The organism is Frateuria sp. Soil773, from assembly GCF_001428405.1.
GTDB lineage: Bacteria > Pseudomonadota > Gammaproteobacteria > Xanthomonadales > Rhodanobacteraceae > LMSL01.
In genome coordinates, this window is record NZ_LMSL01000039.1 from 148435 (window position 1) to 171872 (window position 23438).

Annotated in this window: 26 protein-coding genes; 11 read left to right on the top strand and 15 right to left on the bottom strand. The window is 69.9% G+C overall.

The window, feature by feature from the left end:
• Positions 1-32: 32 nt before the first annotated feature.
• Together ASG87_RS12610 and ASG87_RS12615 are read left to right on the top strand one after the other, a co-directional pair.
• Entirely contained in the window at positions 33-743 is a 711-nt protein-coding gene (locus ASG87_RS12610; RefSeq protein ID WP_056005550.1) for an rRNA pseudouridine synthase, read from the top strand.
• Positions 744-882: 139 nt separating this feature from the next.
• Positions 883-1866, top strand: a complete 984-nt coding sequence (locus ASG87_RS12615; protein ID WP_235499644.1) for an HDOD domain-containing protein — start codon at positions 883-885, stop codon at positions 1864-1866.
• A gap of 43 nt (positions 1867-1909) precedes the next feature.
• Here the strand turns inward: ASG87_RS12615 and ASG87_RS12620 are convergent, their stop codons facing one another.
• From ASG87_RS12620 to ASG87_RS19505, 5 genes are all read right to left on the bottom strand, one after another.
• The gene (locus ASG87_RS12620) at positions 1910-2437 is read right to left on the bottom strand and encodes a hypothetical protein (protein WP_056005556.1); all 528 of its coding nucleotides are present in this window, start codon (positions 2435-2437) and stop codon (positions 1910-1912) included.
• A 170-nt stretch (positions 2438-2607) separates the two neighbouring features.
• A complete protein-coding gene (locus ASG87_RS12625) occupies positions 2608-3321 on the bottom strand; it encodes an ion channel (RefSeq protein ID WP_056005559.1) in 714 nt (237 codons plus the stop codon).
• A 51-nt stretch (positions 3322-3372) separates the two neighbouring features.
• Positions 3373-4005 carry a hypothetical protein gene (locus ASG87_RS12630; RefSeq protein ID WP_056005561.1) on the bottom strand — a complete coding sequence of 211 codons (633 nt, stop codon included), beginning with the start codon at positions 4003-4005 and terminating at the stop codon, positions 3373-3375.
• Complete coding sequence (locus ASG87_RS12635) at positions 4002-4643, bottom strand: DUF998 domain-containing protein (RefSeq protein WP_056005564.1); 642 nt, start codon at positions 4641-4643, stop codon at positions 4002-4004. Before ASG87_RS12635 ends, ASG87_RS12630 begins: the two co-directional genes overlap by 4 nt.
• Positions 4644-4686: 43 nt before the next feature.
• The gene (locus ASG87_RS19505) at positions 4687-4893 is read right to left on the bottom strand and encodes an oxidoreductase-like domain-containing protein (RefSeq protein WP_082582946.1); all 207 of its coding nucleotides are present in this window, start codon (positions 4891-4893) and stop codon (positions 4687-4689) included.
• A 201-nt stretch (positions 4894-5094) separates the two neighbouring features.
• Between ASG87_RS19505 and ASG87_RS12640 the strand changes: the two genes are divergently transcribed.
• The 3 genes from ASG87_RS12640 (at position 5095) to ASG87_RS12650 (ending at position 6943) form a co-directional block, all read left to right on the top strand.
• A complete protein-coding gene (locus ASG87_RS12640; protein ID WP_056005568.1) occupies positions 5095-5595 on the top strand; it encodes a hypothetical protein in 501 nt (166 codons plus the stop codon).
• Between the two features lie 164 nt (positions 5596-5759).
• Positions 5760-6011: a hypothetical protein gene (locus tag ASG87_RS12645; protein ID WP_157511072.1), complete on the top strand. Its 252-nt coding sequence runs from the start codon at positions 5760-5762 to the stop codon at positions 6009-6011.
• 158 nt (positions 6012-6169) lie between these two features.
• Positions 6170-6943 carry a class I SAM-dependent methyltransferase gene (locus ASG87_RS12650; RefSeq protein ID WP_056005575.1) on the top strand — a complete coding sequence of 258 codons (774 nt, stop codon included), beginning with the start codon at positions 6170-6172 and terminating at the stop codon, positions 6941-6943.
• Between the two features lie 288 nt (positions 6944-7231).
• On the opposite strand, the gene ASG87_RS12655 is transcribed toward ASG87_RS12650, so the two are convergent.
• Together ASG87_RS12655 and ASG87_RS12660 are read right to left on the bottom strand one after the other, a co-directional pair.
• Positions 7232-7831: a 2'-5' RNA ligase family protein gene (locus ASG87_RS12655; RefSeq protein WP_056005580.1), complete on the bottom strand. Its 600-nt coding sequence runs from the start codon at positions 7829-7831 to the stop codon at positions 7232-7234.
• 91 nt (positions 7832-7922) lie between these two features.
• The gene (locus ASG87_RS12660) at positions 7923-9551 is read right to left on the bottom strand and encodes a M28 family metallopeptidase (RefSeq protein WP_235499657.1); all 1629 of its coding nucleotides are present in this window, start codon (positions 9549-9551) and stop codon (positions 7923-7925) included.
• Positions 9552-9898: 347 nt separating this feature from the next.
• Between ASG87_RS12660 and ASG87_RS12665 the strand changes: the two genes are divergently transcribed.
• Positions 9899-10852 (top strand): lipase family protein, encoded by a 954-nt coding sequence (locus ASG87_RS12665; RefSeq protein WP_056005583.1) that lies wholly within the window; start codon positions 9899-9901, stop codon positions 10850-10852.
• A gap of 83 nt (positions 10853-10935) precedes the next feature.
• Here the strand turns inward: ASG87_RS12665 and ASG87_RS12670 are convergent, their stop codons facing one another.
• Together ASG87_RS12670 and ASG87_RS12675 are read right to left on the bottom strand one after the other, a co-directional pair.
• Complete coding sequence (locus ASG87_RS12670) at positions 10936-11349, bottom strand: VOC family protein (RefSeq protein ID WP_056005586.1); 414 nt, start codon at positions 11347-11349, stop codon at positions 10936-10938.
• 143 nt (positions 11350-11492) lie between these two features.
• A complete protein-coding gene (locus ASG87_RS12675) occupies positions 11493-12239 on the bottom strand; it encodes an SDR family oxidoreductase (protein ID WP_056005589.1) in 747 nt (248 codons plus the stop codon).
• Positions 12240-12397: 158 nt separating this feature from the next.
• On the opposite strand from ASG87_RS12675, the gene ASG87_RS12680 reads away from it, so the two are divergent.
• Positions 12398-13339 (top strand): LysR family transcriptional regulator, encoded by a 942-nt coding sequence (locus tag ASG87_RS12680; protein WP_056005592.1) that lies wholly within the window; start codon positions 12398-12400, stop codon positions 13337-13339.
• A 31-nt stretch (positions 13340-13370) separates the two neighbouring features.
• Positions 13371-13832: a cupin domain-containing protein gene (locus ASG87_RS12685; RefSeq protein WP_056005595.1), complete on the top strand. Its 462-nt coding sequence runs from the start codon at positions 13371-13373 to the stop codon at positions 13830-13832.
• Between the two features lie 91 nt (positions 13833-13923).
• Here ASG87_RS12685 and ASG87_RS19510 read toward each other — a convergent pair whose 3' ends face one another.
• The gene (locus ASG87_RS19510) at positions 13924-14505 is read right to left on the bottom strand and encodes a DUF2931 family protein (RefSeq protein ID WP_200949091.1); all 582 of its coding nucleotides are present in this window, start codon (positions 14503-14505) and stop codon (positions 13924-13926) included.
• Positions 14506-14576: 71 nt separating this feature from the next.
• Entirely contained in the window at positions 14577-16403 is a 1827-nt protein-coding gene (locus ASG87_RS12690) for a PAAR domain-containing protein (RefSeq protein ID WP_082582949.1), read from the bottom strand.
• Between the two features lie 130 nt (positions 16404-16533).
• Here ASG87_RS12690 and ASG87_RS12695 point away from each other — a divergent pair, with 130 nt between their 5' ends.
• Positions 16534-17226 carry a hypothetical protein gene (locus ASG87_RS12695; RefSeq protein ID WP_056005601.1) on the top strand — a complete coding sequence of 231 codons (693 nt, stop codon included), beginning with the start codon at positions 16534-16536 and terminating at the stop codon, positions 17224-17226.
• Positions 17227-17364: 138 nt separating this feature from the next.
• Here the strand turns inward: ASG87_RS12695 and ASG87_RS12700 are convergent, their stop codons facing one another.
• Positions 17365-17946, bottom strand: a complete 582-nt coding sequence (locus tag ASG87_RS12700) for an NAD(P)H-dependent oxidoreductase (RefSeq protein WP_056005604.1) — start codon at positions 17944-17946, stop codon at positions 17365-17367.
• Between the two features lie 73 nt (positions 17947-18019).
• Between ASG87_RS12700 and soxR the strand changes: the two genes are divergently transcribed.
• Entirely contained in the window at positions 18020-18496 is a 477-nt protein-coding gene (gene soxR / locus ASG87_RS12705; protein ID WP_056005607.1) for a redox-sensitive transcriptional activator SoxR, read from the top strand.
• A gap of 25 nt (positions 18497-18521) precedes the next feature.
• Here the strand turns inward: soxR and ASG87_RS12710 are convergent, their stop codons facing one another.
• On the bottom strand, positions 18522-19283 hold the full coding sequence (locus ASG87_RS12710) for an ABC transporter permease (RefSeq protein ID WP_056005610.1): 762 nt from the start codon (positions 19281-19283) through the stop codon (positions 18522-18524).
• A complete protein-coding gene (locus ASG87_RS12715; protein WP_056005613.1) occupies positions 19280-20245 on the bottom strand; it encodes an ABC transporter ATP-binding protein in 966 nt (321 codons plus the stop codon). Before ASG87_RS12715 ends, ASG87_RS12710 begins: the two co-directional genes overlap by 4 nt.
• Positions 20246-20506: 261 nt before the next feature.
• Between ASG87_RS12715 and ASG87_RS12720 the strand changes: the two genes are divergently transcribed.
• Positions 20507-22516: a CocE/NonD family hydrolase gene (locus ASG87_RS12720; RefSeq protein WP_200949092.1), complete on the top strand. Its 2010-nt coding sequence runs from the start codon at positions 20507-20509 to the stop codon at positions 22514-22516.
• A 120-nt stretch (positions 22517-22636) separates the two neighbouring features.
• Here ASG87_RS12720 and ASG87_RS12725 read toward each other — a convergent pair whose 3' ends face one another.
• Entirely contained in the window at positions 22637-23155 is a 519-nt protein-coding gene (locus ASG87_RS12725; protein ID WP_056005618.1) for a PepSY domain-containing protein, read from the bottom strand.
• Between the last annotated feature and the right edge of the window lie 283 nt (positions 23156-23438).

The following is a 23438-nucleotide window of genomic DNA, read 5'->3' on the forward strand; positions in this document are numbered from 1 at the left end:
CAATGGCCGCCATTCCCCTGCCGGCCCCGTCGATGACCGAACCCGTCCGCCTCGCCAAGCGCGTCGTCGCGCTCACCGGCTGCTCCCGCCGCGAAGCCGAGCTGTACATCGAGGGCGGCTGGGTGAGGGTGGACGGCGAAACCGTCGACGAGCCGCAGTTCATGGTCGCCGGCCAGCAGGTCTCGCTGGACCCGGGCGCCGTGCCGGTGCCGGTCGAGCCGGCCACCCTGGTGCTGCACAAGCCGGCCGGGATGACGATGGCGGCCGCGCGCGCATTAATCGGCGCCGCCACCCGCGCGCCCGACGATCCTTCCGGCGTGCGCCTGCTGAAGCGCCACTTCGCGCGGCTGGAAGCGCCGCTGCCACTGCCGGACGAGGCCAGCGGCCTGGTGGTGTTCACCCAGGACTGGCGGGTGAAGCGCCGGCTCACCGAGGACGCCGACCGGATCGAGCAGGAATGCGTGGTCGACGTCGCCGGCACCCTCGCGCCCGACGGCCTGGACCGGCTCGGCCATGGCCTGCGATTCGGCAGTTATGCGCTGCCGCCGATCAAGGCGAGCTGGCAGAGCGAACAACGCCTGCGCTTCGCGATGAAGCGCGTGCAGCCGGACCAGCTCGCGCGGATCTGCGCGGCGGTGGGGCTCCAGGCGCAGGCGATCCGGCGCATCCGGCTGGGCCGGGTGCCGATGGCCCGCCTGGCGCCCGGCCAGTGGCGCTACCTGGGCCCGCACGAACGCATCTAGGTCGGCCGACCGGGCCTACATTTTCCCGGCCGGCGGCCGATACGGTCGATGGACAATGCGGCTCCAGGGGACGACGGGAACGATGCAACGCATATGGGGGCGTCTCTTCGCCAGCCGTAGGCCGACGGCGCAGCCGGCCATGCTGAGGATGGCCGATCTCCCGGCAGCCTTCGCCGTGCCGGCCGAACCGCCCGTCCCCGTCGAGGCCGTCGGCGACCCTGCCGCGGTGGAGCTGATCGAGGACCGCTTCCGCCGCCTCGTGCTCGGCCTGCCGGATAGCGAGACGGCCGCCGCCAGCGCCGCCGAACTGGCCACGCTCCGGCGGCTGGAGGCGATCGGCGAACGCTTCGACGTGCAGAGCCTGCCACGGCTGCCCACGGTGCTGCCGCAGTTGCTGCGCTCGCTGAAGAACGACAACCTCGCCGGCTCGCAACTGGCCGAGCTGGTCGGCCGCGACCCGGTGCTGGTGGGCGAGGTGATGCGGGTCACCGGCAGCGCGCACTACCGCACCGCCCAGCCCGTGCACAGCCTGCAGCAGGCGGTGGTGCTGCTCGGCCAGGAAGGCCTGCGCCGGGTCGCCACCCAGCACGTGATGAAGCCGATCCTGCAGGCCAGCGCTGGCATGCACGGCCACATGGCCGGCCAGCACCTGTGGGACCATGCGGAACGCTGCGCGCACGCCAGCGCGTACCTCGGCCGCAACAACGGCTGCGACGGGTTCGAGGCCTACCTCGCCGGCATGGTCTGCCATACCGGCACCGGCGCGGTGGTGCGGCTGCTCGACCAGGAGGCGCCGCCCTCGCTGGACTACTCCATGGATTTCCTGCGCGACTGCCTGCGGCTGGGCGCGCAGCTTTCGGCGCGCGCGGCGGTGCACTGGGAACTGCCGGCCAACGTGATCCGCGCGCTCGACGAGCGCGCCGCCGGCGGCGACGACGCTTTGTCGCAACTGGGCAAGGCCCTGCTCGTCGCCGACGTGCTGGCGATGCGGCAATTGCTGGCCGAACGCGCCTCGCCGTTGGGCAACGCGGAAGTCAGCGGCCATTGGCCGGACTGCTTCGCGGCGCCCCTGGTCCAGCGCTGCCAGCAGGATCTGCGCCGCCATTTCGGCATGGGCAACTGAGCCCGCACAGCCGGCCCGGCATCCCGGGCCGACGCTCCGCGCGTCAGGGCCGCCTGGCGCTCGCAGCCACGTCGGCGGCCAGTTGGCGCGCGATGTCGTGCGAGCCGCCGTCGAGCAGCGAGGCGAACGCCTTGGCGTAGTCCCCGTCCGCCGGCACCGGCATGTCCGGGCGCACGCGGTAGTCGTGGCTGGAGATCAGGCCGCGTGCGTCGATCCGGCAACGCAGCGACAGGTCCAGGCCAACCCGGCTCGGCGCGTCGTCCTCGGTCCGCACGCGCACCTCCGCGCCCACGTTGTTGCAGCCGACGATCAGGTCGGTGAAGTACAGCGGCTGCACCTCGTGGCGCAGCGTCGATTGCAGCACGGCGGGCACCGATGGCTGCGGGTCCAGCAGCACCGGCTCGTCCGTGCCGCGCACTGCCAGGTCGAAGGTGGACTGCTCCACCGTCAGCCACGGCGCCGACACCGGCGCCACCAGATGGCCGAGCGCCACCGGCGTGCGCACCTGCTCCCCGCCGCAGGCCGCCAGCAGCAACGCGGCCGCGGCCGCTGCCCATGAACGCTTCGTCATTCGGATATCCCCCCGGCAAATGGACTGCAATCTACAGGCGCGGCGCCGCGCGATCAATCGCCGGATGCCCCAACTGCGAACCGGTCGGCGCATGGCGCCGCGCATTTGGACGCCTGGACTTCCGAATCGCCGGCCATCCATAGCGGATCGCGCCGGTCGCGCGGGCGCGATCAGTCGTCGCGCCGCGTCAGCGTCAACCCGATCAGCCGCGACACGACCAGGGCCAGGTACATCACCCCGGTGAACATCTCCAGGCTCGCCACCGAGCGCGCGTGCACGGTGACCGGGATGACGTCGCCGATGCCGGTGCTGGAGAACAGCGCGAAGCTCAGGAACAGCAGCTCGGTCCAGCGCCGCGGCGCCTCCGGATGCACCGCGGCGGTGAAGCTGCCCGGCTGCAGCGCCTGGCACAGCAGCAGCACGTAGGTGAACGCCCATACCAGCAGGGTGAAGGTGGCGCCCGCGGCGAACAGCTCGTCGGTGGTGGCGCGCCGGTCGGCCAGCATGTAGGCGATCAGGCAGCCGGCCGCGTAGAAGTAGAACAGCGCCTCCAGCGCCGCCGACCACGGCAGCAGCGCGCTCCAGCCGTACGCCACGTCGAGCGCGTTGAGCAGCACCGCCGGCACCGCGAGGCAGGCGCTGATCCATGCGCGGCCGGGCGTACGGCGCACCATCGAGATCGCCAGGCCCAGCACCAGCACGCTGAAGGCGCCGAACAGCATGCGGCCGGCCGGCGCCTCCTCGATGAACGGGTACAGCAGCAAGCCGCCCAATTGCACCAGTAGCAGGATCGCCGACGGATGCCGGCGCAGCCGCCCCAGCCAGCGCAGGCGCGCGAAGTCCGCCGCGGGCGGCGTGCCGTCGGTCGGTTGCGATCCGCTCATCCGTCGTTCCTTCCTGTCCTGTCCGTGTACTGCCCCGTCTCGGGCCGGCGCTCAGCGCTTCTCGGTGATCGCGCGGCGCAGGTTGTGGCGCGCCTTCGCATCGTAGCGCTCGTGGAAGAACGCGCTGTGGAAGATGCGCTCGCGCGCCAGCAGCGCCTTCAGGAAGCGCCGCCGGTTGAGCCGGAACAGCGCCGCCGGCACCCGCCCGCGGTATTCCATCGCGATGCCTCGATGATAGGCGTCGAACGCGGCCGGCGGCGCCCCCAGGATCGCCATGTCCGCATCGAGGAAATGCGCCAGGTCCGCCGGCTGCGGATCGCGTGCGATCTCCCCGGCGTCGATGCGCCCGTGCCGCGCCGTGGCTTCGATCAGTGCGGCCACGCGCGCCGCATCCACCCCGGCCTGCGGCAGCCAGCGCGCGATGTGCTCCAGCGCCAGCGCCGCCGAGCGCGCCTCGTTGTCGCGCCGCCCGGCCTCGTACACCGCATCGTGGTAAAGCGCGGCCAGTCGCACCTCGGCCGGCTGCCGCCAGCCCGGGCCGTCGTCGACGTCGGCGGCATGGCGCAATACCTCGTTCACGTGCCCGATGTGGTGGTAGGCGCGCTTCGGCGTGGCATAGGCCGCCTCCAGCGCCTGCCACATCGCCGGCGGCAAGGCCGCCCGGGGATCGCCGCGCAGGTTCATGCCCCGCTTCCGGCCATCGCGGGAGGGCCGCGCCGCAGCCAGCGCGCGGCCAGCAGCAACCAGCCCAGGATCAGTGCGATCAGCAGCTTCTGGGTCAACCCGCGCGGCGCGCCGTGCCATCCGGCCTGCACCCACAGCGCGGCGAAGCACAGCGCCGCATAGCCGAAGGCGAACGCGAAGCGCGGCCGCCAGCGCGGATCGGCGCGCAGCCGCCACGCCTGCAGCAGCATCGCGGTGCCCGTGCACAGGAACGCCGTCTGCGCGGCCACGCCGTGCACGTAGCCTTCCAGCGTGGGCACTCCCTGGGGCAGGTTGCTGTGCTCGAACGCGGTGACGCACAACGCGACCGCGCCGACCGCGAACAGCAGCAGTGGCGCGGCGCTGCGCGCGGTGCGCGGCAAGGCGCGGTAATAGCCCGTGCCGAGCAGCACCAGCGCCGCCGCAAGCGCCACGTACACGGACTGCACCACGGCCCCGCAACGGCCCAGCAGGTAGAAGCTCAGCGGCGCGCGCAGCCAGTCCAGGTCCGGGCGCAGGAACTGCACCGCGCCGCAGGCCAATGCGAAAAGCACGATGCCCGCCGTTGCCGCCGAGCCGCAGGTACGCGCCAGGCGGTCGTGATCGTCCGCGCTCAGCATGCGACACCGCCGCGGCGGTTCGACGATGCGTGGACGGCGAGGTTCATGCGGGCTCCCTGGAAGAAGAGGATGCCGGAGGGCTGGCGGGGTCGTCCGGGTGGCGCGCCTGCCATGCCGCCAGCGCGTCGCGGTAGCGCTCCAGCGCCTCCTCGTACACGTCGTAGATGCAGCGCACGCAGCCTTCCCCGCAGCAATCCCCTGGATCGGGCTCGGGCGGCGGCTGCGGCAGGGGATCGTTCGGCAAGGACATGGCGCAGCGGCACGGCAGGGCATCGGACCACCGCAGGTTACCGCATCCCGTCGCGCCCCCGGAAAGCCCGCGGCAACGGCACCGGGAAGCACCTGTCACGCCCCCGACACCTCGCGCCGACGCGGCGCTTATCCGCGGCATAGCACGATGGTTGCGCACCGCCATGCACCGGCGACTCGGGCCAGCCGACGGGAGGAACCGATGAAAACCCGGCACGTCTTCAGCACCCCGGACCTGGATACGGCCAAGGCGGCGATGCAGGCCGCCCGCGCCGCGGGCATCGATCCGGACGACCTTTCGCTGATCGCCCGCTCGGACATCGAGCTGGAAACCATGCCCGAGCATCGGCACAAGGAGGCCGGTGGCGACTTCTACCCGGCGGCCCTGCGCGGCCTGGTCGGCGGCGGCGCCACCGGCCTGCTGGCCGGGCTGATCGCCGTCGCGATTCCGCCGCTGGGCCTCACCTTCGCCGGCGTCGCCGGCATCACCCTGGCCAGCGCCCTGGTCGGCGGCTGGTCCGGCGCGATGGAAGGCGCGGCGGTTCCCGATCCGGTGCGGCGCAAGTTCAAGAGCGAGATCGATGCTGGCCGCATCCTGCTGGTGATCGACGGCGACAAGGACGCGCTCGCCCGCGTGGAAGCCCCGGTCGTGCAGGCCGGCGCCACGCCGCTGCCGTTCGATACGCTGAAGATCCTCACGTAAGCGCGCCGCGCAGAACACGTTGTTTTCATTCGCCGGCCACATCGCCTTAGCCCACCGGCGCGGAACATCGAATCCTGCCGAAGTCTGCGGGAATCCGCGGAATTGCCGGCTTTGGCAGCCCCACCCCATTTCGATTCTCCACCATGCGAAAAGGAGACTGCCCCATGAAGAACGCCCCCTTATCCCTTCGTCCCCTGCTGTTGGGCCTGTTGCTGGCCTCGTCGCTGACCCTGGCCGCGTGCAACCGCGACAAGGAACCTAGTCCGCCGCCCGAAGCCAGCACGCCACCGGCGACCGCGCCGGAAACCACGCCGGCCCCCGGCAGCACCGCCACCATGCCGGCGACTTCGAGTACCGCCACCACGATGCCGCCGCCCACCTCGCCGCCGGCCAGCAGCAGCTCGCCAAGCCACTGACGACCCCGGTACGCATGTGCCTGGCCCGCGAAGGGCCAGGCACGCCGGCCAGCGGCCGGCCTCGTGCGGACAAGACAGCGGACATGCCGAAGGTCATCGCGCCGTCGCTGCGGTTTGGGCGCACAATCGCGCCACCCATGCCCGCCACGGAGTCCGTCATGCGCACTTCCCTGCTTGCCGCACTGATCGCCGTCGCCCTTCCCCTGAGCGCGGTCGCCGCCGCATCCGGCCAATCCCATCCGCAACCGCCGGCCTATCTCGGCGCGGCCCTGCACGATCCGGCGCGCCAGGCCGACGCGGGCAACGATGCGCGGCGCAAGATCGCCGACGTCATGGCCTTCGCCGGGGCCAGGCCCGGACAGAAGGTGCTGGAGCTGATCCCGGGCAGCGGCTACTTCACCCGCGTGTTCAGCGCCATCGTCGGCCCGAAGGGACACGTCTACGTGCTGTGGCCGAACGAATACGCCAAGGAGGCGGAATCGGACGTGGCCGGTTCGCGCCGGCTGGCCAGCGACCCGCACTACGCCAACGTCAGCGTGCTGACCCAGCCGGCCGCGCAGCTCAGCGCGCCCGAGTCGGTGGACGTGGTGTTCACCTCGCAGAACTACCACGACTATCCGGACAAGTTCATGGGCAGCGTCGATCCGGCCGTGCTCGACAAGCAGGTGTTCGCGGCGCTGAAGCCCGGCGGCGTGTTCGTGGTGATCGACCACGTCGCGCAGGCCGGCTCCGGGCTGCGCGACACCGACACCCTGCACCGCATCGATCCGGCCATCGTGAAGCGGCAGGCCCAGGCGGCCGGCTTCGTGTTCGACGGCGAGAGCGATGCCCTGCGCAACCCGGCCGACCCGCACGACATCAAGGTGTTCGACAAGTCGATCCGCGGCCACACCGACCAGTTCATGTACCGCTTCCGCAAGCCGGCGCACTGAACCCGGCAGGCAGCCGGGCCTACGGTGCGGGCCCGGCAACGCCATCCGCCACGCGGCCGCGCCGATGCGAACGGACCGCCGCCTTCATGCCGCACGCGCGGGGGAACAACCCGGCGCCGGGCGCCCGCGGGTCCGGGCGCGCGCCGCATGGGGGCGGCGGCCCGTGGTCCAGCGTAGGCACGCCCAGCGCAGACCACTCGCCGTTTTCGGGCATCGCCACCCCGGCCGGCCGCGCGGGGTTTCCGCGCCATGCGCCGCCCGCGCCGCGCCATGGAAGGCGGCTGCGGCCTACGGCCCGGCGGTCAGCGGCCAGCGCCCGAGGACGCGGTAGGCACCGCTGCCGACCTTGTTGTGCACCAGCGCGAAGTCGCGCACCGGCCAGTGCACCGGGGCGAACGGCGGCGGCGCGTCGAGCAGGCGGTCGGCGTAGGCCAGCGTGGCGTGCGGCGTGAAGCTGCGCGACAGGCCGCCGCCCAGCCCGTGCCGGATCAGCCGGTCGCGCAACGCTTCCCACAGCGCGGCGAGGCCGGCGGGCGTGTCGAGGCAGCCCAGCACGCACGGCGGCCGCCTGCCGCGGAAGCCGGTCAGCCGGTCCAGCACCAGTTCGAACGGCGCGCAGCGCACGCCGGCGGCCGCCTGCGATGCAGCGTCAACCATCGCCGGGCGCAGGTCGGCATGCCCGCCCAGGAAATGCAGCGTGACGTGGTAGTTCGCCGGCTTCACCCACTGGCCGCGCAGCCGCCCATCCGCCTTGAGCGCATCGGCCACCCGCGCGATCCGTACGCGCACGTCGTCGTCGGCGAGCAGCGCGAAGAACAGGTTGTGCACCTCGGCCGGCCTCGCGGGATCGCCGCCGAGCAGGTCCAGTTGCGGCGTATCGGCGGGCATGGCGGTTCTCCTCGTACGACCGGGGCCATGGCGCCCCGGAAAAGCGACGAGCCGGCACGGTGCCGGCTCGTCGGGTGCCGCGTGCCGCCGCCTACTTGCGCTGGTCGGCGGTCTTGTCGCGGATCGCGCGGAACTCCGAGTCCTTGCCCCAGTTCGGCCACCGGTCCGAGTTGGCGAGCTGCGCGCCCAGCGTGTAGAGCATCGGCAGGTCGTGCGCCAGGCCGGCGAAGGTCCAGCTCGCCTTCCACTCGTCGGACGGCTGGTGGTAGTGCTCCTTGTTGTAGACCTTGCCCGCGGCCTCGCCGGCGGCCTTGCCGCCGACGACCAGGTCGTTGCCCGACTCGTACGAGAACGCCGGCACGCCCTGCTTGGCGAAGGAGAAATGGTCGGAGCGGAAGAAGCTGCCGGCCTCCGGATGCGGGTCGTTCTCGTAGCTCAGGCCGTAGGTCTTCGCCACCGCCACCAACTGGTCGAGCAGCTCGAGCTTCGCGCTGCCCGAGGTGGTGAAGTTGCGCGCCTGGCCGTTCGGGTCGAGCGCGTCCATGTTGATCACGCCCACGGTCTTGCCCGCCGGGTACAGCGGATGGGTGGCGTAGTACTCCGAGCCGAGCAGGCCCTTCTCTTCCGCGGTGACGTTGAGGAACACCACCGAGCGCTCCGGCTTCGGCCCGTGCGCGAAGGCGCGGCCCATCTCGATCAGCGCCGCCGTGCCGGTAGCGTTGTCCACGGCGCCGTTGTAGATGCGGTCGCCCTTCGCGTCCGGCTCGCCAATGCCGAGGTGGTCCCAGTGCGCGCTGTAGATCACCGTCTCGTCCGGGCGCTTGCTGCCCTCGACCAGGCCGACGATGTTGCGCGAGGTGATCACCTTGGCGTCCACGTCGAACTTCGCCGACAGCGTCTCGCCCTTCAGCGCCACCGGCTTGAACGCGCGCGTCTGCGCCTGCTTCTTCAGCGCGTCGAAGTCGAGCCCGGCGCGCTTGAACATCGAGACGGCCAGGTCGCGCTGGATCCAGCCTTCCAGCCGCGTGTGCACCTCGGAGGGCTTGTCGCGCACGATGTCGAACATGGTGTTGGTGTTGGAGTTCTTCACCGTGTTCCAGCCGTACGAGGCCGGCGCCGTCTCGTGCACCACCAGCACGCCCAGCGCGCCCTGCCGCGCGGCTTCCTCGTACTTGTAGGTCCAGCGGCCGTAGTAGGTCATCGCCTTGCCGCCGAAGTCGCCCTTGCCGGTCTCGAAGTCCGGGTCGTTGACCAGCACCACGGCGATCTTGCCCTTGAGGTCGACGCCCTTGAAGTCGTCCCAGTTGCGCTCCGGCGCCTTCACGCCGTAGCCGACGAAGACCAGCGGCGCGCCCTCGATGTCCACGCTGCGCGAGCCGTCCATCGACGCGCGCACCGCGATCTCCTTGCCCTGGGTCAGTGCCTGCGCCTTGCCGTTCGCGTTCAGCGCGAACGACGGCGTGCCGCTGATCTCGAACCGGCCCAGCGGCACCGGTTGGGTCCAGGTGCGCTTGCCGTTCTCGATGGCGCCGCCGGGCTGCAGGCCGGCGGCCTTCATCTGTTCGACCACGTAGGCAACGGTCTTGGCCTCGCCCTCGGTGGCCGGGCCGCGCCCCTCGAAGGCGTCGGAGGACAGCGTCTTCACTTCCTCGGACAGGCGGTGCGGGTCGAACGTGGGTGCCTTCGGCGCGTCGTCGGCGATCGCCGCCGATGCCAGCAGGGTCGAGGCCAACAGCAGGGAAAGAGAGGATGCGAGCGGTCGTCGTTTCACGTGCGGACACCTGTGCGGCGGGGAAATCGGACCATAGTAGGCAGCCTGCCCGCCACGGTCCACCGCGGCCCGCCTGGAGTCGCACGCTCCCGCCTGCCATGCCGGCCTGCGGACGCCGCCGGCCGCGCCGGGAATCTGCGCACTGGTTGTCGATGCCCTGCCCCGCCCCGGGCTTACGATGCGTGGCCGGTTCGCCGCGCGGCCCATGGTCCATGCCCCGCGGCGTCCGGCACCACGGACTTTCTCGCCCGCGGCGACTGGACCGTCGCCGCCATCTCTACCCACAGGGGGAACCGATGAGCACTTCTTCTTCAAGCAACTCGCAGCCCACGCTCGACACCACGATCACCGTGGCCCTGGCCGAGGCCTCGATCGCCGCCTACGCGGCGTACAAGAACGAAAGCTACACGCCGCCCACGGGCTACGCCTGCGTCGACCAGTGGACCGGCTGGGACGCCTTCCTCGTCACCGGCACCGAAGAGCTGTTCGGCCTGGTGTTCCAGTCCACGGCGCAGCCGGGCACCTTCATCTTCGCCTTCCGCGGCACCGACTCGGACATGGACATCTACGAGGACGTCCATTTCGAGACCGTGGACTTCGTGCCGAGCGACAACCAGCCGATCTCGCCCACGCCGCGCGTGGCCGGCGGCTTCTACGGCATCTACGACAGCCTCGGCGGCTCGATGACGGCGTCGATGCGCGGCCAGTTGTTCGCGCTGATCCAGAAGTACAGCCCGACCACGCTGTACGTCACCGGCCACAGCCTGGGCGCCGCGCTCAGCCAGTTGTTCTCGCTGGACCTGGCGGTGTCCCGGCCCTCCGCCTCGATGGCGACGCAGAACATCAACTTCGCCAGCCCGATGGTCGGTACCGCCGACTGGCAGACGGCCTACCAGAACCTGATCGCCGCCGACGCCAGCGTGCGCTGCTACAACTACTGGGACTACGTGCCTGCGCTGCCGCCGTCGGACTTCGGCTACCTGCCGGTCGGCGCCGGCTTCCGCACCGCCTTCTATGTGCAGGGCGAGTGGTATCCGCACGAGCTGTCGCGGCACTCGATCAAGAACCTGAACATCGTGCTCGGCAACGCGCTGCCTGAGAACCCGCAGGTCTGGAAGGGCACGTTCCAGGACCAGGTCGATGCGAGCCTGACCATGCAGAGCGACGTCCCGCCGACCGGCGCCGACGTGCAGTGGGCCGACAAGGCGCGCGAGGTGATGGCGTACGAGCAGTCCCTGCGCGTGGCGTAGGCGGCCGCCGGGCCGCTCCCCTGCATCGCGGGGGAGCGGCGATCGGTTCCGGCAGCGGCAAGGGACCGCTCCCGGAGGAAGGCTCAGCCGTGCGGCGGGATGGCGCCGGGGTCCATCCACATCACTTCCCAGATATGGCCGTCGGGGTCCTCGAAGCTGCGGCCGTACATGAAGCCGTAGTCCTGCACGGGCGTGGGGTCCGCCTTGCCGCCGGCGGCGGTGGCCTTGTCGACCAGCCCGGACACCTCGTCGCGGTCGTCGGCCGACAGGCACAGCATCACCTGCGCGTCCGCATGCGCGTCGACGATCCGCTTGCCGGTGAACTGGCGCCACTTGTCGTGCGTGAGGAGCATGGCGTGGATCGTGTCGGAAAACACCATGCACGCCGCGGTGTCGTCGGTGAACGCGGGGTTGTTGACCGCGCCGATGGCCTCGTAGAACGCCTTCGATCGCGCCAGGTCCGTCACCGGCAGGTTGACGAAGATCAGCTTGCTCATTTTTGTCTCGACCCTTGGATTGGAGATAAGCCGCGGCCGGAATACCGTGGCACCTTACCGACGAGCGGGAAGCGCGGGAATCGACAAGCGCCGCCGGCCTGATTGCGCAGCCACCGGCGGAACGCCTCGCGCAGGCACCGCGGTCAGGCGTTGAAGCCGCCGTCCACCGGAATGGTCGCGCCGGTGACGAACGAAGCCTCCGGCCCGGCCAGGAAGGCCACCACCGCCGCCACTTCCTCCGGCCGCCCGTAGCGGCCCAGCGCGGCGCCGGCGCGCTGGACGTCCGCGTGCTCGCCGTCGGCGGGGTTCATCTCGGTATCGATCGAGCCGGTGCCGATGGCGTTGACGGTGATGCCGCGCGGCGCCAGGTCGCGCGCCCAGCCGCGCGCATACGCGGCCACCGCCGCCTTGGTCGCCGAATAATCGGCCATGCCCGGCCACGGCGTGCGGCTGCCCAGGGTGGAGCCGATGGTTATCACGCGACCACCCTCGCCCAGCAGCGGCGCCGCCGCGCGCGTGGCCGCCACCACGCCGCTCACGTTGACCGCGTACTGCCGGGCCAGCTCCGTGGCGTCGGCGTCGCCGTCCACCGTGCCGAGCGCGAACACGCCGGCATTGTTCACCAGGATGTCGAGCCGGCCGAACTGCGCGACCACCGCCTGCACCATCGCCTCCACCTGGGCCGCATCCGCCTGGTCGGCGCGGAAGGCGGCGGCGCGCCCGCCCTGCGCGGCGATCGCGGCGACCACCTGCTCGGCACGCTCCGCCGAGGCGGCATAGCTGATCGCCACCGCCGCGCCGTCCCGCGCCAGCCGCTGCGCGATCGCCGCGCCGATGCCGCGCGAGCCGCCGGTCACCAGGGCCACCTTGCCGGCCAATGCCTTGTCCATCGTTGCGCTCCTCTGCCTGTGTCGGGACAACCCGCACAGGAGTGGCGGGCCGGAATGGGCGGCACGATAATTGGCGTCTCTCCATGGATAAATACGATTCTTGCGAGTTCTTTGTTTACTCTTGTGAATAATTGCACGCGCTTCCCGGAGCCCCTCCCATGAACCACCTGCAGGCCATCCGCGTGTTCGGCCGGGTCGTCGAGACCGGCAGCTTCACCCGCGCCGCCGACTCGCTGCAGATGCCCAAGGCCACCGTGACCAAGCTGGTGCAGACGCTGGAGGCGCACCTGCGGGTGAAGCTGCTGCAGCGCACGACCCGGCGCGTCGCGGTGACCGCCGACGGCGCCGCCTACTACGAGCAGACCCAGCGCCTGCTCAACCAGCTCGCCGACGTGGAAACCAGCCTCGGCGGCGAGCAGGCGAGCCCGCGCGGCCGCCTGCGCGTGGACGTGGGCGCGTCGATGGCCCGCCACGTGCTGATCCCCGCGCTGCGGGATTTCTACGCGCGCTACCCCGAGGTGCGGATCGACCTGGGCGTGTCGGACCGGCCGGTCGACCTGATCGGCGACAACGTCGACTGCGTGATCCGCGGCGGCCCGCTGCAGGACGACAGCCTGGTCGCGCGGCGCATCGCCGAGCTGCCGTGGATCACCTGCGCCACGCCCGGCTACCTGGCGCGGCGCGGCATGCCGCAGCACCCGCGCGACCTGGCCGGCGGCTATTGCATCGTCAGCTACTTCTCGCCGCGCAACGGCCGGCGGGTGCCGCTGCGCTTCCTGCGCAACGGCGAGTGCATCGAGATCGCGCCGCCGAGCGTGCTGGCGGTGAACGACAGCAACGCCCACGTCGCCGCCGGCATCGCCGGCGTGGGGCTGATCCAGACCTTCCGCTTCATGGTGCAGTCGCATGTCGAGAGCGGCGAGCTGGTGCCGGTGCTCGCCGACTGGCAGCCCGAGCCGCAGCCCGTCCACCTCGCCTACCCGTTCAACCGCCACCTGAGCATGCGCCTGCGCGTATTCGCGGACTGGGCCGCCACGCTGTTCGCCGACCGGCTCGGCCCGGTCGCCGCCACCGCGGATAGACTTGCCATGGCCGGTTGAAACGCCCCACTTCCTCGCCAACGAGCACGCCATGCCCAAGATCGATCCCGCCCAGGTTCCCGAGCGCAAGGGCTCGGGCTATCCGGCACCGTTCGACGAGCCCGTCCGCGCACGCATCCGTCAGGCCCTGGGCGATGCCGGCGGCCTCACCGACTTCGGCGTCAACCTGATGCACCTGCCGCCGGGCGCGTGGTCCAGTCAGCGGCACTGGCACACCCGCGAGGACGAATTCACCTACGTGCTGTCGGGCGAGCTGGTGCTGGTCACCGACGCCGGCGAACGACTGCTGCGCGCGGGCGACTGCGCGGCCTTCCCGAAGAACCTGGCCGACGGCCACCACCTGGTCAACCGAGGCACGGAAACGGCCGTCTACCTGGACATCGGCAGCCGCCACGACGACGACACCTGCAGCTACGTGGACATCGACCTGCACCTGCCGCCGGGCGGCCGCTACGTGCACAAGGACGGCACGCCCTACGGCGATCCCGCCTGAGCCGCTGGCCGTTCCGCGCACGCCCGACCGGCCTGCACCGTCGTCCGCTCGCCGTTGGATGCCGGCAGCGTCGGAGCAGTCGCTTCGTTCGTCAGCATCCCCAACTGCCATAAGGGATAGAGTGATGCCGTAGATAAGCCTGGCTCTCCGCAGGCAACGTCACGTACCGTCCGCCGTATCTGCCTTGATCCGGCCCCTTCGGCTCTACTTGCGCCTTGACGCAAAGCACCGGCTGCGGTCTTCGCGCGATGCCATTGACCCACACCCGCACGATGCCGCCTGGAGCCAGGCCGATGCTCAGATCGTTGTAGTAATACTTGTCGCCGTCTGGACCGGCTCCTGGCATGTCCCGCACTGGCGGTCCGAGCATCAGCCGCCTCGCCCGCTCCGGTATTTCCAGCACGACGCTGTAGGTCTGCGGTTCCACCAGCGACTGCCAGCGTACGTAAACCCGCTTAGGCAGCGCAGCTCCAGTGACCTCGCGTCCTTTTCCGATAGGGATGCTCTTTGGCCAGGCGGCGCTGTCTCGCGGATAGGCCATCGATACGACACCTGGCTCCATGCCAGAAAACAGGTGTCCGCTCATGTCCTCGACACTGACTGCCTCGGTCCAGACTTCCATGTTGTACGGTGCGAAGAAGCCGATTTTCCATGCTGGATAAGGCAATCGCATATCCGATGGTGCACAGGCCGCAAGACAAAACATCGATAAGCCCAGCCATAGTGTCAATCCATGCAACCGCATTACGTGACTCCCGATTCATTGGGAAACACTTGCCGCCTTCCATCGTCTGTTGGACGGTTGATATGGAGCACATCCAACCGGCTGACGCTATCGCCGATCATGTTCCAGTTTTCCGAGTGGTGCAGGTAACGTTGGCGAAGCAGGCACTCCAGCTCAAATTGCAAGCGGTCGCCGGCAGCGCCTCTTGCATATGCCATCAATTGTGTAAAAACGGGCAGCAGTTCGCCGGGCAAAGACAGTGCAGGAACGTCATCCGGCGACTGCCTCCATGGAACCTGCGCCTGCTTTGCCAACGCATGCATGACGCGTAACGTCACCAATTGATACGCGCCACTCACCCGATGGCGCAGCCGCACCGCGGCGCCCACGGTCTGCATCGGTCCGCGCAGCCATAGGGCCATGGCGGAGTCGTTCGCCCCACCGGGCACGACCCACGCGTGCACGTCAAGCTTGTCGGCCAGGTCGGGGAAGCGGGCGCGGGCCTCGGCCAACTGCCGGCTGGCCTGGCGCCAGGCGGTGCTTTTCCGCAGCGGGGTGCTGGCCGTCTCGCCGGATATGGCCGGCTCGGTCACCAGGACGTCCTCCACCATGTCCATGTGGTAGCCGCCGCCCACGTCGGCGTGCACACCGGGCAGCGGGATGTCCCGCCACGGCGGCGCGGCGGAGGTGAGCGGGAAGTTGATGCGCTTCTCGTCACGCGCAGTCAGGCGCACCACGGTGTCGGCGCAGCCGGCGGGCAGGTGCAGGCTGACGCCGGATACCTCCGAGCGCCACGTTTCGCCGGTGCGCGGGCCGCCGCCCAGCATGGCGACGCTGTCGTAGAGCCCGGCGAAAGCGACCTTGACGTGCGCCTGCCAGTCGAAATCCGGCGCCAGCCTGAGCCGGCTCGGCGCGATGGCGTAGGCCAGGGGACCGCGCTGGCGCAGGTTGATCTGGTGGATGGCGTGGCGCGCGGCGGCGGCGCCACGCGAGAAGCCGAACACGTCGAACCGGATGCCGGTGATCCATGCGTCTGCGTGCCCGGCCTGGAAAGTGTTGAAGGCTTCGCGAAGGCCTATCGTGAGTTCGTGCTCGACTCGGCTTGCGATGCCGGTGGCGCCGGTGCCCTGGGCCATGCCGTAGAGATCGGAGTCCGGCTCGCCGCTTGTGGTGCCCGAGCCGTCGATATAGCGCGCGATAAAGAACCGATCCGTCAAGGGTTCATCCGGATTGGAGACGTTGTCCGGATACAGCTTGAACAACCTCCCGATATTCGTCTCGCCCCCGAGATAGCTGCGGTCCGCCGCCATGTACGGCTTGCACGCCAGCAAGGCCTGCCGCTCCGCCTCGCTCGCGGGCCGCGCGCGGCACTGCTCGCCGAGCCGGGTGTTGTTGGCGTTGTTCGCGGTGCCGTCGAAGAACAGGCCGATGCGCAACTGCAGCAGCGTATGCGCCGGCGCGCCGGGATCGGTTTCGCTTTCAGGCCGTAGCGCCGGTGTGGCTTGCGCGGGCGCCGCATCGGCCTGCCGGTGCCGGTCGAGCGCCTCGCCCAGGCCCTGCGGCATCACGTCCTCCATCCAATGCATCGTCGCGCAACTGCTGATCGCGTGGCAGCCGCAGGCGAGCTTGTGTCCCTCCAGCACCACGCCCGCGCCGAAGGTGTCGTGCCCGCTGCACGACTCCACGAAGGGCTGCACGCCGCCATGCCTGGGGCACGTCGCCATGTCGCCGCGCGCGGCGGGCGGAAGGCCCAGGATCGTGATGCTGCCGTCGCGCACGGTGCAGACCACGCCGCCGCCCGTAGTCCTGTCGCCCAGCCTGATGGGGCCGCCTCTGCGCAGTGTCATGTGCCATCCCTGAAATGAAAGTTAAACTTTGTATTGACTGTAAGTCAAACTTTTATCAAGGTATAGCCGGCTGGCCGCGCGCCAGCGCAGGAATGCGCACCGCATCGCTTCACGCCAGGGAGAAGGCTCGATGGCAACCACCCCGCCTGCCGCCAGCAGCACTGACTACATCTCGCCGTTCCCGCTGACGGTGCTCGTCGACCGCGACGAGGCCGCATCTGGCCATCCATGGCATGCGAGCGCCGTGCAAATCGGCCCCCACGGAGCAAGCGGCCTGGCGGTCTTCGCCTGCGCGCTGGACGCGGCGATGTACCGGCAGCACCACGTCGCCGTCTGCGGCGACCACCTGCGCCTGTGCCCGCTCGCCGGGTTCGACCTGCTGGCATTCGCACGCGAGCGGCACGGCCGGCTGGACTGCTCGCTGGTGTTCGGTTTCGGCGCGCTGGCGGACGGCAGGCTTGCGTGCGGGTCATCGGGCGACCTGTCCGCGTGGCTGGTGCCGTGCCGGTTCGCCTTGGACGGCGAGGTGGCGCCGCCGGTCACCTTCCACTTTCCTCCCGGGATCATGGATTTCATCGCATCGGAATGGGAGCGGTCGGGCGGCCGCGGCCATGCCGGCGCGCTGGGCCGGATCAACGGGCTTCCGCCCGACGTGCTGGAAGAACAGGCTGCGGCCGCGCTGGCCCGAGCCGGCGTGTCCGAGCATGGCCCCGCGCCCGACCATTGGGTGTTCTTCGATGCATCGGCCAGGCAATGGCGCCACAGCCTGGCGAGAGAAGCGCGCCGCAGCCACCTGAGGCTGGTGCCCTCGCGCGAACGCTAGCGTGGATCGCCGCCGGCACCCGCCTTTGCGGGGCAGGTGCACGCAGTCGCGGCCGCGAACGGCGCGGAAGCCGGGAAGCCATCGGCAACCACCGACGATCCGGGGCCATACCTCCGGCAACCATCGGCGAACGTGGTTTCAGGCCGCCTGCATGTAGGGCACGGCGAGGCGCGCCGTCCGCAGCGCCACGGCCCACCAGCGCAACTGTGCCAGCATGGCGGCCATCGCCTCGTGCGCCCGCGCCTGCCCCGACAGGTTGCCGTCGGCGTCGAAGCGCTGCCAGGCCTGCGCGAAGCTGACCACGTCGCGGATGGTCACCGCGTGCAGCTCGGCGAATACCGGCCGCAGTTGCTCCACCGCGCGCAATCCGCCGGAAGCGCCGCCGTAGGCGACGAAGGCGACCGGCTTGGCCTGCCACGGGCCGTACACCGAATCGATCAGGAACTTCAGCGACGCCGGATAGCCGTGGTTGTACTCGGGCGTCACGATCACGAAGGCATCGGCCCAGGCGAGCCGCTGGCGCAGCCGCGCCAGCTCGGGCGCCTCGCGCACCTCGTGCCGCGAGGGCAGCGACAGCGCCGCCGGATCGATCGCGTCGAGCGCGAAGTCGCCGTGCTGGGCGACCTGCCGGCTGGCCCAGCCGGCCACCTTGTCGCACAGGCGCCCTTCGCGCGTGCTGCCATAGATCAGGGCCACGTTGATCTTGCTGCGTGTCGGCATGCTTCATCCTGCGGTTGAGAATCGGACCGGCCCAGGGTAAAACCTCGACTTAACTTGAGGTCAAGAGGCCATCATGGGCAAGACCAAGGTCGCAGGGCCCGATCCGATCCACCGGCTGCTGAGCGTGGGCGAGGTCGCCGCACGCAGCGGCGTGGCGGTGTCCGCGCTGCATTTCTACGAAGCGAAGGGGCTGATCCAAAGCACGCGCAACGCCGGCAACCAGCGGCGCTATGCGCGCGGCATGCTGCGCCGGATCGCGGTCATCAAGGCGGCCCAGCACGTCGGCATCCCGCTGGCCTCGATCCACGCCGCGTTCGAGGCGCTGCCGGCCCGGCGCACGCCCGACGCCGGAGACTGGAAGCGCCTGTCCGCCGCCTGGCGGGCCGAGCTGGACGGCCGCATCGAGCGGCTGGTCCGCCTGCGCGACCAGTTGCAGGACTGCATCGGCTGCGGCTGCCTGTCGATGGCGGCCTGCCCGCTGCGCAACCCGCACGACCGGCTGGCGCAGCAAGGCTCCGGACCGCGCCTGCTGGACCCGGACCCGGCCTGACGGCGGCATCCGCCGCGCCGGCGCCCTACGACTTCAGCCGGTAGCCAGTACGGAAGATCCACCACACCGCGGCGAGGCAGGCGGCGAGGAAGCCCACGGTCGCCCCCAGGCTCACCCCCACGCCCACGTCCGACATGCCGTAGAAGCTCCAGCGGAAGCCGCTGATCAGGTACACCACCGGGTTGAACAGGGTCACCTTCTGCCAGAACGGCGGCAGCATGTGGATGGAGTAGAAGCTGCCGCCGAGGAAGGTCAGCGGCGTGATCACCAGCAGCGGGATCACCTGCAGCTTCTCGAAGTTGTCCGCCCAGATGCCGATGATGAAGCCGAACAGGCTGAAGGTGACCGCGGTGAGCACCAGGAACGCCACCATCCACAGCGGATGGGCGATGCCGAAGTCCACGAACAATCGCGCCGTGGCGAGGATGATCGTGCCGACGATGACCGACTTGGTCGCCGCCGCGCCGACGTAGCTCATCACGATCTCGATGTAGGAAACCGGCGCCGAATGGATCTCGTAGATGGTGCCGGTGAACTTGGGAAAGTAGATGCCGAACGAGGCGTTGGCGATGCTCTGCGTCAGCAGGGACAGCATGATGAGGCCCGGCACGATGAAGGCGCCGTAGCTGATGCCGTCGACCTCGGTGATGCGCGAGCCGATCGCCGAGCCGAACACCACGAAGTACAGCGAGGTGGACAGCACCGGCGAGGCGATGCTCTGCATCAGGGTGCGCCAGGTGCGCGCCATCTCGAAACGGTAGATCGCGCGGATCGCGTGGAAATTCATGCGCCCGTCCTCACCAGGTTCACGAAGATCTCCTCCAGCGTGTTCTGCTGCGTGCTGAGGTCCCTGAAGCGGATGCCGGCCTCGCCGAGGTCGTGCAGCAGCGCGGTGATGCCGGTGCGCTCGCCCTGCGTGTCGTAGGTGTAGACCAGCTCGGTGCCGTCGCCGCCCAGCTCCAGCCGGTAGCCGGCGAGCGAGGCCGGCACCGCCGCCAGCGGCTCGTGCAGTTGCAGCGTCAACTGCTTCTTGCCGAGCTGCTGCATCAGCGCGGTCTTCTCCTCGACCAGGATGATCTCGCCCTTGTTGATCACGCCGATGCGGTCGGCCATTTCCTCGGCCTCCTCGATATAGTGCGTGGTGAGGATGATGGTGACGCCGCTGGCGCGCAGCCGCCGCACCATCTCCCACATGTCGCGGCGCAGCTCTACGTCGACGCCGGCGGTGGGCTCGTCGAGGAACAGGATGGACGGCTCGTGCGACAGCGCCTTGGCGATCATCACGCGCCGCTTCATGCCGCCGGACAGCGTCATGATCCGGTTGTTGCGCTTGTCCCACAGCGAGAGGTCCTTCAGCACCTTCTCGATGTGCGCGGGATCGGGCGCCTTGCCGAACAGCCCGCGGCTGAAGCTCACCGTGTTCCACACCGTCTCGAACGCGTCGGTGGTCAGCTCCTGCGGCACCAGCCCGATGATCGAGCGCGCGGCGCGGAAATCGCGCACGACGTCGTGGCCGTCGGCGGTGATGCTGCCGCCGCCGGGGTTGACGATGCCGCAGACGATGCTGATCAGGGTGGTCTTGCCAGCGCCGTTGGGGCCGAGCAGCGCGAATATCTCGCCGCGGCGGATCTCCAGGTCGATGTTCTTCAACGCGTGGAAACCGGAGGCGTAGACCTTGTCCAGCCCGCGCACGGAAATCACCGGGTCCGCGCCCGGCCGCACGTCGGCCGCGCCGTCCGCCGCCGTCATGCGCGCCGTCCTGCGGCGCACGGGAACATGCTCGTCGTGGGCTTCATCGTCGCTCCTGGTCGGGTGGTGCTTGCGCGCGGCCGCAGCCTGCCCGGCCGCGCGGCCGGATGGTTCAACCGGGTTGACGTGGAGGCACGTCCGCGCAGTTCAAGGCCGGCGCGCGGATCGATGCCGGGAACGCGGCCGGCATGTGCCGCCGGTCTCGCCCGTGCGCGGCGCGGGTGCGGCATACTCGGGCGGACCACGCCAGGAGATTCCCGCATGCGATCCCCGTCCCTGCGCCTCGCCTTCGCCGGCATGGCCGTCCCGTTCGGTCTTTCCCTCCTGCTCGCCGATCCGGCCCATGCCCAGCGCAAGGACCCGCAGGCGGAACTGGTCGCCAAGCGCAACGACATCGAGAAACAGTTGGAGCAGGTCGCCGTCATCGACCGCAAGGTGATGGTGAAGATGCGCGACGGCAAGCTGATGGCCGCCGACGTCTACCGTCCGAAGGACGCCAAGGGCAAGGTGCCGGTGATCTTTTCGCGCACGCCGTACAACTTCAACTACTGGGACGTGAAGCTCGGCGCGCCGCGCGACATGAGCAGCGTGCTGGAGGCGGTGAAGCGCGGCTACGCCCTGGTCGAGATGAACGAGCGCGGGCACTTCTTCTCGCAGGGCAACTACGACATCCTCGGCCCGCCGCTCACCGACGGCTCCGACGCGATCAAGTGGCTGGCCTCGCAGCCATGGTCGAACGGCAAGGTGGGCACCACCGGCTGCTCGTCCACCGCCGAATGGCAACTGGCGGTGGCCGCCGAGGACGACCCGGGCCTGGCCACGTTCAACGTGCAGGGCTTCGGCGCCGGCGTGGGCAAGGTCGGCCCCTACTGGGAGCAAGGCAACTGGTATCGCGGCGGCGCGGTGCAGATGCTGTTCATCTCCTGGATCTACGACTATGGCATCCAGAACCAGGTGCGGCCGATGTTCCCCGCCGATACGCCGCAGGCGGACCTGGTGCGCGCCTCGCGCTACTTCGACCTGGCACCGCAGATGCCCCCGGTGGACTGGAACAAGGCGTTCTGGCACCTGCCGGAGAAGGACATCATCAAGGCCGTGGGCGGTCCGCCGGGCATCTTCGAGACGCGCATGCCGGTCGCCACCGGCGGCAACATGATCGCGCGCACGCCCGGCGACCCGGCCTGGTCCAAGGGCGGGCTGTGGCACGAGGACATGAAGATCCGCAAGCCCGGCCTGTGGCTGATGAGCTGGTTCGACGTGTCGGTGTCGCCCAACCTGGCCGCCTACAACCACGTGCGGCAGACCGCGCCCAAGGCCGTCGCCGACCAGCAGTACGCGGTGATCGCGCCGGTGCTGCACTGCGCCTACAAGCGCGCCACCGAGCACACCACGATCGGCGACCTCGACGTGGGCGACGCGCGGCTCGACTACGACAGCCTGGTCTACGGCTGGTTCGACCATTTCCTCAAGGGCGAGGACAACGGCCTCCTGCGCAGGCAGCCCAGGGTGCTCTACTACGTGATGGGCGAGAACAAGTGGCGGCAGTCGTCCACCTGGCCGCCGGCCGGCGCCACCACGCGGAGCTTCTACTTCAGCAGCGGCGGCAAGGCCAACACGATGTACGGCGACGGCCGGCTGACCACGAAGCCCGACGAGGCCGACCGTCCCGATGCCTTCGTCTACGACCCGGCCAACCCGGTGCCTACCTTCGGCGGCGGCGGTTGCTGCCAGGGCAGCGCGGTGAAGTTCGGCTCGTACGACCAGCGCCCCGAGGAGAGCCGCAACGACGTGCTGGTCTACGACTCCGAGCCGTTCGCCCAGGGCACCGAGGTCAGCGGCCCGATCACGGTGACGCTGTACGTGTCCTCGGATGCGAAGGACACCGACTTCACCTTCAAGGTGATGGACGTGCATCCCGACGGCAAGGCGTTCAACCTCACCGAGAACATCCAGCGCATGCGCTACCGCGAGGGCTACGACAAGCCGCCGGTGTGGATGGAGAAGGACAAGGTGTACAAGGTCGCCTTCCAGCCGATCGACACCAGCAACTACTTCGAGGCCGGCCACAGGCTGCGCGTGGCGATCTCCAGCAGCAACTTCCCGCGCTTCGACCGCAACCTCAACACCGGCGGCAACAACTACGACGAAACGAAGGGCGTGGTCGCGCACAATGCCGTGCACCACGACAAGGCGCATCCGTCGCAGATCGTCATCACCGTGGTGCCGGGCGGCGGCGAACCCGCCGACGTGAAGCCGGGCAAGGCGAACTGACGGCGCAGGTCTCGCGGCCGGGACCGTGGGGCATGCCCATGGTCCCGGCTTTTTCGTCGTCGCTGTGCCGCGGAAGTCGCTTCCTTGGAAACCGACGGCGCGGCGGCGGGGCCGCGAGCGTCAGAACAGCAGGAGCAGGAGCGGCACGAGGATGCCGGCCAGCAGGACGGCGCTGACCAGCACCGGCTTGCGGCTGTAGCGGTAGGCCATGTACAAGCCGGTGAGCACCGACAGCAACAGGCCCAGTGCGACCAGGCCGAAGAAAACCTTCATCGGCCACAGGTTCTTGCGCGGACGCGCCGTATCGCCCCGATCCGTCGCGGCTCGCGCGGCGGGAGCGATATCGCCCGGCGGCGGCGCGACCGACGCGCTCCTCGCCACGCGCGGCTCCGTACCCGCGGCCCGCTCCGGCGGGCGCAGCTTGCGCGCCGGCACCACCGTGGTCTGCTTCTTGTGCAGTTGCGCCATGCTCGCCAGCCAGGCCGGCGGCGCGTAGCTGCTGCCGCGGGTGGTCTCGTGCAGGCTGAAGGTCTGCAGGCCGCCGGTGACGGCGAAGAACAGCAGCATCGGCGCCGTGAACACCCCGAGGTACAGGTGGAGCTGGCGGGCGAACTTGAGGAAGCGATGGCCGGCAGACATGGGCGCACGTCGGATGGAAAGCAGGCGACTCTAAACGCTATCCCCTGTCTCGCCAACCGCTGTCCTGCCACGGTCCGGCCTGTGCGCCCCCGCCTGTCCTGCCGTGCTGCCCGCACGGCCTGGCGCGGCAGGCCACTCTCCCGCCTGGCGCGGGACGCCGGGTCGCATGCGGCACGTCGGCATACTGCCCGGGAGTCCCATATACCGGTTCAGCGGGCCGCTGACGCCCGACGTAGCAGGCAACCTGGTGCCAACCCGCTCGGTGTGGGCATCGGGTCGCACG